Origin of the sequence: Nocardiopsis chromatogenes YIM 90109 (assembly GCF_000341185.1) — a bacterium.
In the GTDB taxonomy this organism is placed as follows: domain Bacteria; phylum Actinomycetota; class Actinomycetes; order Streptosporangiales; family Streptosporangiaceae; genus Nocardiopsis_A; species Nocardiopsis_A chromatogenes.
Window position 1 is genome coordinate 1 of record NZ_ANBH01000179.1, and the last position, 8037, is coordinate 8037.

Genomic DNA, 8037 nt, shown 5'->3' on the forward strand with positions numbered 1-8037 from the left:
CGCCGACCTGTCCTCCTGGCCTCGTCGCCGCCTTCCCCCCCGCACTCCGGCGGCCCGGCGGACGGCCGGGGCCGGTCGGCGGGCGTGCCGAGCAGAGGAGGGCACTCGGTGTGCGGCCGAAGGCCGCTCGGCGTAGGGCGGTTGCGGCGGTTGCGGCCGCTCCTCCTGGGGCCTGGGGCCTGGTCTTCGGCGCCGGTTCGGGGACGCGGGAGGGCTGCCCGGCGGAAGGGGGCCAGGGGTGCCCGCTTCGCCTTTGCCGTGGTCCACCCGGCGCCGACGTCGGGGGCGGGTGGCGGTGTTGCAAGCCGCGCGGCGACGGCGGAGGGGGGCGAGTTCCGCCGGTGGGTCCCTGCGCTGGGGTGGTGTCAGTCCTGCGGGGGCTCGTCGTCGGCGGTGTCGCCGAGGCTGAGCAGGAGTGTGCGCAGGGTGTGGGCGAGTTCGTCGCGCTGGTGGGGGGTCAGGGCGGCCAGGAGGCGGTGTTCGTTGTCGAGGTGGGCGGCCACGGCGCGGTCGATGAGGTCGCGGCCCTGGGGGGTGAGGGCGACGGTGACGGTGCGGCGGTTGTGGGGGTCGGTGCGGCGGGTGATGTGGCCTTTGGCTTCGAGGCGGTCCAGGCGGTTGGTGACGGCGCCGGAGGTGACCATGGAGGCGCGGGCGAGGGCTCCGGCGGTCATGCCGGTGGGGGCGGCGGCGCGTCGGAGGGTGGCCAGGACGTCGAATTCGCCGCGTTCGAGGCCGTATTGGGCGAAGACGGTTTTGAGGCGGGCCTCGGTGAGGCGGGTGAGGCGGGTGAGGCGGCCGAGGACGCCCATGGGGGCGGGGTCGAGGTCGGGGCGTGCGTGGGCCCATTGGCGGAGGATGCGGTCGACGGCGTCGCGCACGGCCGGTTCCTTTCAATGTTGAAGGGTTTGACGGCACGGTATCAGCCGGACTACATTTCTCAACGTTAAAGAGCTCAATGTTGAGAGGTTCGTCGTGTCCACCCCCCGAGCACCCGACACCCCCGCCGGACGGGCGGGCCTGACCCTGCTCACCGCCGCCGTCCCCGCCGCCTGGGGCACCACCTACCTGGTCACCACCGAACTCCTGCCGCCGGGAGAGCCGCTGACCTCCGGCGTGCTGCGCGCCCTGCCCGCCGGGCTGGTCCTGCTCGCGGCCACCCGAACCCTGCCGCGCGGGCACTGGGCCTGGCGCGCCCTGGTCCTGGGCACCCTCAACATCGGCGCCCTGTTCGCCCTGCTGTTCGCCGCCGCCTACCGGCTGCCCGGCGGCGTGGCCGCCACCCTGACCGCCGTGCAGCCGCTGGCCGCCGTCGCCCTGGCCTTCGCCCTGCTGGGCGAGCGCCCCACCGCCTGGCGGCTGGGCTGGGCCCTGGCCGGCCTGGGCGGGGTCGGCCTGGTCGTGGGGGCCGGGCCGGTCCCCTTCGACCCGGTCGGCATCGCCGCCGGGCTGGGCGCGGCCGTGTGCCTGGCCGCCGGGATCGTGCTCACCAAGCGCTGGGGCCGCCCCGAGGGGGTGGGTCCCACCGCCTTCGCCGGATGGCAGCTCACCGCCGGGGGCCTGGTGCTGGCGCCCCTGGCCCTGGCGGCCGAAGGGCTGCCCTCCGGCCCGCCCGGCCCCCAGGCCCTGGCCGGGTACCTGTGGCTGGGCGCGGTGGGGGCCGGGCTGAGCTACCCGCTGTGGTTCCACGGCATCGGACGCCTGCCCGTGGTGGCAGTGTCCTTCCTGCCGCTGCTCTCCCCGGTGGTGGCCGCCGTCCTGGGCCACCTGCTGCTGGGCGAGGACCTCAACGCAAGCCAGGGCGCCGGGTTCGCCCTGGCCCTGGCCGCCGTGGCCGCCGCCCAGCTCGACCCCCGCCTGCGCGCCCGGCCCGCACACCCTTCCCCACCCCCGCAACCCCGACGAGAACGAGGAGGACAGCCGCGATGACGCGCACCGTGCTGATCACCGGAGCCACCGGAACCGTCTCCACCGCCCTGATGGGCCACCTCAAAGGCGCCGGAGTGCGCATGCGCGCCCTGGTGCGCGACCCCGCGGCGGCGGCCGCCGCCCGCGCCGCGGGCGCCGAGGTCGTCGCCGGGGACCTGGGCCGCCCGGCCACACTGGGCCCGGCCTTCGCCGGGGTGCAGGACGTGTGGCTGCTGGTGCCCAACGGGCCGCGCGCCCCCGAGCACAGCATGAACGCCCTGTGGGCGGCCCGCGGCGCCGGGGCCGAGCGGGTGGTGCGCCTGTCGGCGGTGGGCGCCGCCCACGACGCCCCCACCCGCAGCGGGCGCCTGCACGCCCTGTCGGACGCCGAGACGCAGGCCTCGGGCCTGGAGTGGACCCTGCTGCGGCCCATGTGGTTCATGGACAACCTGCTCAACGAGGCCGCCGAGGTGCGCGAGAAGGGCACGCTGCGGCTGGACATGGGCCAGGGGCGGCTGGGCATGGTGGCCGCCGACGACGTGGCCGCCTGCGCGGCCGCCGTCCTGGCCGAGGCCCCCGGGGCGCACGCGGGCCGCACCTACACCCTGACCGGGCCCGAATCGCTGGGCCTGGACCAGGCGGCCGCCCGGATGGGGGCGGCGCTGGGGCGCGAGGTCGCCTACCGGCCCGTGTCCGGGGAGGACAAGCGCGCGGCGATGCTGGCCGCGGGCGCCGACGAGTGGACCGCGGAGATGGTGGGGGAGTACTCGGCCGCCTTCGCCCAGGGGTGGGGCGACTTCACCACGCCGGACGCCGAACACCTGCTGGGCCGGGCCCCGCAGACGGTGGCCGACTTCGCCCGCGCCCACGCACGGGCCTTCACCGGGTGAGGAGCCGGGGCGGGGGGTGCCCGCCTCAGGCGCGGCGCCCCCGCCCCGGGGCGGGGAACCGGGGCATCCCGCCCCCTTCACCGTGGAGGAGCCGGAGAGGCGAGGTGCCGCACGGGGCCCTGCCCCCCATGGGCGCGGGGGCCGCCCCGGGCCGTCCGGGTCGGCCCCCGCGCCGCTTCGCGCCCCGGCCATTGGCCGGGCAGAGGCGGGGCCCGCACGAGCAGGGAAGGGGGGCCGCACCCCGAGGGTGCGGCCCCCCTTTTGCGCTGGTCGGCGCCGGGCGGGGTCAGTCGCGGCGCAGGGCGGCGATGATGCGCGGGCGCATCTGCTCGGCGCTGATGACCTCGTCGACCGAGCCCACCTCGACGGCGCGCTGGATGCTGTGCACCGCGTCGAACTCGGCGGCCACCTCTCCCAGCTTCTCGGCGCGCACGGTGGCGCGCAGCTCGTCCAGTTCGGCGGCCAGGGCGGCCCGCCCGGTGCCCTCGGCGGCGGCCAGGCGCTCCTGCAGGGCCTGCACCCGCTCGTCGGCGGCGGTGCGGGCGTCGACCTCGCCGGAGAAGACGACCGCGGCGGCCGGGGCGCCGCCCAGCACCGAGGCGTGCGAGCCCTCCAGTGCCAGCACGGTCATGTCGGGGTTGAGGGCCTTGGAGAAGACCACGAACGCCCCGCCGTGGTAGCGGGAGATGACGCAGAACACGATCGGGCCCTGGAAGTTGACGATGGCCCGGCCGATCTCGGCGCCGTACTCCAGCTGCAGCTTGCGCATGGACTCCGGTGAGCCGTCGAAGCCCGACAGGTTGGCCAGCACCACCAGGGGCCGGTTGCCGCTGGCGGCGTTGATGGCGCGGGCGGCCTTCTTGGAAGCCTGGGGGAAGAGGGTGCCGGCGGTGTAGGCGTCGGGGCCGTCGGTGGGCGGGAACCCGTGCCGGGGCAGGGACTTGGACTCGATGCCCAGCAGGCACACCGGCACCCCGCCCAGGTGGACGTCCTGGACCACGGCGTTGTGGGCGTCGGCCATGTCGGCCCACCGCTCCAGGGCGGGGTGGTCCTGGTCGGACAGGGCGCGCATGACGGTGCGGATGTCGAAGGGCTTCTTGCGGTCGGGGTTGTGCTCGGCCGAGAAGATCTGGCCGACGGTGGTGAAGTCGCCGGCCTCGGCGGGGTGCGGGTAGGGGGTGATGTCGCGGTCGTGGGGGTCGGCGGTGGCGGCGGTGCGGGGGGTGTCCTCCCCGGGGGCGGTGTAGGTGTGGTCGTAGTGGGACATGAGCACGCCGTGGGCGGCGGGCAGGTCGGGCGCCCAGTACTGGGCCTGGCCGTTGGGGCCCATGATGCGGTCGTGGCCGCCGATGCCGAAGTTGTCCTCGGCCGAGACGCCGCCGGAGAAGTCCAGGGACTGCTTGCCGGTCAGGACCATGGCCGAGTCGGGGGTCATGACCAGCACGCCCTTGGTGTGCATGAGCATGGTGGCCTCGGCGTTCCAGTAGGGCTGGGCGCCGACGTTGATGCCGGCCACGACCACGTTGATCTCGCCGCCGTCCTGGGTGAAGGTGACGATGCGGCGCAGGGCGGCGGCGACCCAGTCCATGTTCTCGGTTCCGGAGTCCATGGAGATGCGGGCCCCGGCGGACAGGGCGTACCACTCCAGGGGCACGCCCATGTGCTCGGCCAGGTCCAGGGCGGCGATGACGCGGCGGCACTCGGGCTCGGACAGGGCGCCCAGGGCCTTGGTGGGGTCGCCGAGCAGGACCACGCGGGTGATGCCCTCGGGGTGCTTGGCGGTGGGGGTGGTGACGGTTCCGGCGACGATGGCGGCGGTGTTGGCGCCCTTGGGGCGGTCCACGGGCACCAGGCGGCCCGAGGCGTCCAGGTCGTGCTCGGTGAAGTCGCCGAGCATGCCGGTCAGCTCGTAGGGGTAGACGGTGTTGCGGCGGGCGGCGCGCAGCACCTTCTGCCGGTAGGCGTCCTGGGGGCGGACGGGCTCGGTGGGGGGCGGGCCCACGGTGAGCTCGGCGCGGCCGGCGGCGTCGAAGGCGATGCGCACGGCCATCTTGGTCAGGGCGCCGGTGTCGGCATCGCGCTGGCGGCCGATGAAGCAGATCTCCTCCAGGCCGGCCCCTGCGGTGGTGGGGCGCAGCCGGTCGGCGATCATCTCCATCTCCTGGCGGGTCAGGGTGGAGGGCGGCCACACGTAGATGACGATGCGGTTGTTGGCCAGGCGGCTGCGGGCCGGGCGCTGGGCCTGGGCGCGGCGGATGGAGTCCAGGCAGGCGGCCAGGGTGTCCTCGGCGGTGGGCAGGGCGACCAGGCGGCCGTCGTGCTCGCGCAGCTCGGTCAGGTCGCGGACCTGGGCGAAGGCGATGAGGCGTTCGTCGGAGGCGTCGCTGCCGGCCTGGGCGCGGAACAGGTAGACCTCTTCGTCGGTGGAGGGCAGGCGCGTCAGGTCGAAGTCGGCGAAGCGCTCGATCTGCATGCGGCTGGCGATGTGGGGGTGCAGGCCGCGGATGAGGCGCTGCTCGGCCATGCGGTGGCCGCGGGCGGGGTCGGGGCGGAAGGTGAAGTGGTGGTGCATGACGGCGCCGCCGCTTCCGGCCACGGTGGTGGTGATGCGCTCCACGGCGGGGGGCAGGTCGGCTGCGGCCAGGACCCGGGCGAGGGCGTCGGCGGTGTCGGAGGGGTCGGCGGGCTGGTCCTCCCAGGCCAGGTAGATGTCGGCGGCCAGCGCTTGGGCGCCGTCGGCGGCCTGGGCCAGGCCCTGCAGGGCCTGGGCGAGCCGGTCGAAGGGGACGGCGGCCGAGGCCAGGCGGGTGCCGTCGCGCTGGGCGAGGGTGAAGTCGCAGCCGGCGGCGCGCATGGTGTGCACGCCGGTCAGGCCCTTGTTGCCGTAGTAGCGGCGGGTGAGGACCTCCAGCATGGCCGAGTTGTCGGGTTTGCCGCGGGCCAGGCGCTGGCCCAGGAGCCGCACCAGGGGTTCGGTGCTGCGGACCATGTGGGCGATGCGTTCGGCGCGGTCGGGGGAGTGGGGGTGGGCGTCCAGGTGGCGCAGGTGGCGGCGGACGTCGGCGTAGACGCGGGCGCGGTTGCGGCGCAGCAGGGGCTGGGCGAACCAGGCGAAGACCAGGCCGCGGGCCAGGTCGGCGAGTTGGGGGAAGCGGACCTGGGTGGCGGCGATGAGGCGTTCGAGGGCCAGGCCCACGCTCTCGCGCAGGGTGTGGTCGGGGGCGGGTTCCTCCAGCCAGGCGCCCAGCAGGGCGGCGACGGTGCGGGCGTCGGCGGCGGCGCGCTGCTGGGCCAGGAAGATGCGGAAGACCGCGGCCTCCAGGGCGGGGGTGCGGTCGGTGCCGGTGATGCCGTAGTGGGCCAGGGCGCGGGCCAGGCGGGTGCGGAAGGCCTCGGGCACCCCGGCGCGGTCGGTGTCCAGGCTCTGCAGGTAGGTGTGGAAGTGCTCGCGGGTGCTGTGGACGCGCTCTTCGCCGGCGGCCTCGCCTTCGGCGGGCCGGTTGCGGGAGAGTTCGGCCAGGTCGGCGAAGGCCTCGATGATGCCGAGCTCGTCGGGCAGGGGGGAGGCTCCGGCCGCGGCGGCGGCCTTGCGGTCGCTGAGGTAGTGGGCCAGGGCGCGGTCGGGGTCGGCGGGGTCGGGGTCGAAGCCGAGCATGCGGGCGCGCAGGTCGGCCTGGCCGCGGGCCAGGCGCCGGGGCAGGGGGGCGGGGCCGGGTTCGGGCAGGTCGAGTTCGGCGGCCTGCTGGGCGGGGGCGGCCTCGGTGTCGGTGAGGGGTTCCAGGCGCAGCAGGGCGGCGCCGGTCTCGACCTGGCTGCCGATCTGGACGTGGGACTCGGCCAGGCGGGCGTCGAAGGGGGCGGTCAGGACCGTCTCCATCTTCATCGACTCCAGCACCAGCACGGGCGCCCCGGCCTCGACGGTCTGGCCGGGCAGCAGGGGGGTGGCCACGACCAGCGCGGGGGCGGGGGAGCGCACGATGCCGCCTTCGTCGCGGCTGACGCGGTGGGTGGTGCCGTCGACCTCGACGAGGTGGACGGGGCCGTGGGTGGCGGTGAGCAGGCGGTGGGTGTGCCCGTTGACGGTGATGCGTCCGGTGTGGGCGTCGTGGCGGTGCAGGTGGATGTCGGCGGCGGCGGTGTGCTCGCCGGAGGCGATGGCGGCGCGGAACCGGTCGGCGCCGGTGCGGGCCAGGTGGACCTGGTAGGTGGCGCCGCGGAGTTTGAGGGCCAGGGGGCGGCCGGTCTCGTGGCGGGCCTGGGGGCGGCCGCCGAAGGCGGTGGCGAGCAGGTGGTCGCGGGCGGCGGCCTCCTCCTCTTCGTAGGCCTCGATGGCGGCGGCGGCCAGGGCGATTCCCGCGTGGGGGGCCGAGGCCAGGCGGCCCTGGGCGCGGACGCGGTCGATCCAGCCGGTGTCGGCGGTGGCGCCGGTGACCTCGTCCTGGTCGAGCAGGTCGAGCACGAAGCTCTTGTTGGTGGCGCCGCCGTCGATGACCACGGTGGTCTCGCCCAGGGCGCGGCGCAGGCGGGCCAGGGCCTCGTCGCGGTCGCGGCCGTGGGCGATGATCTTGGCGATCATGGAGTCGAACTCGGCGGGGATGGTGTCGCCTTCGGCGACGCCGGTGTCCACGCGGATGCCGGGGCCGGCGGGCAGGTCCAGGCGGGCGATGCGCCCGGGGCAGGGGGCGAAGTCGCGGTCGGGGTCCTCGGCGTTGAGGCGGGCCTCCACGGCGTGGCCGCGCTCGGGCGGGGCCTGGCCGGTGAGGGGCTGTCCGGCGGCCACGGCCAGCTGGGCGGCGACCAGGTCGATGCCGGTGGTGGACTCGGTGATGGGGTGTTCGACCTGCAGGCGGGTGTTGACCTCGAGGAAGGCGAAGAGGCGTTCGCCGGGGTGGTAGAGGAACTCCACGGTGGCGGCGCCGCGGTAGTCCACGGCCAGGGCCAGGCGTTCGGCCGAGGCCTTGAGGTGGGCGGTCTGGTCGGCGTCGAGCAGGGGGGAGGCCGACTCCTCGATGATCTTCTGGTTGCGGCGCTGGATGGAGCAGTCGCGTACGCCCAGGGCCCAGGCGGTGCCCTGGCCGTCGGCGATGACCTGGACTTCGACGTGGCGGGCGCCGGTGACCAGGCGTTCGAGGAAGACGGTGCCCGAGCCGAAGGCGCGGGCGGCCTCGGCGCTGGTGCGGTCGAAGGCCTCGGTGAGTTCCTGGGGGCCGTTGATGGTGCGGATGCCGCGGCCGCCGCC

4 protein-coding genes are annotated in these 8037 nt (G+C 75.7%); 2 read left to right on the forward strand and 2 right to left on the reverse strand.

The window, feature by feature from the left end:
- Positions 1-365: 365 nt before the first annotated feature.
- Complete coding sequence (locus D476_RS0118155) at positions 366-881, reverse strand: MarR family winged helix-turn-helix transcriptional regulator (RefSeq protein ID WP_017625355.1); 516 nt, start codon at positions 879-881, stop codon at positions 366-368.
- A 94-nt stretch (positions 882-975) separates the two neighbouring features.
- Here D476_RS0118155 and D476_RS0118160 point away from each other — a divergent pair, with 94 nt between their 5' ends.
- Complete coding sequence (locus D476_RS0118160; protein ID WP_017625356.1) at positions 976-1929, forward strand: EamA family transporter; 954 nt, start codon at positions 976-978, stop codon at positions 1927-1929.
- The gene (locus D476_RS0118165; protein WP_017625357.1) at positions 1926-2798 is read left to right on the forward strand and encodes an NAD(P)H-binding protein; all 873 of its coding nucleotides are present in this window, start codon (positions 1926-1928) and stop codon (positions 2796-2798) included. Before D476_RS0118160 ends, D476_RS0118165 begins: the two co-directional genes overlap by 4 nt.
- Before the next feature lie 286 nt (positions 2799-3084).
- Here the strand turns inward: D476_RS0118165 and D476_RS0118170 are convergent.
- The coding region (locus D476_RS0118170; protein WP_017625358.1) for an ATP-binding protein at positions 3085-8037 on the reverse strand (4953 nt) is incomplete at its 5' end.

What these genes read in the sequence shown, in the direction of transcription:
- D476_RS0118165 (WP_017625357.1), top strand. Translation starts at nt 1,926, where the DNA reads ATGACGCGCACCGTGCTGATCACCGGAGCCACCGGAACCGTCTCCACC.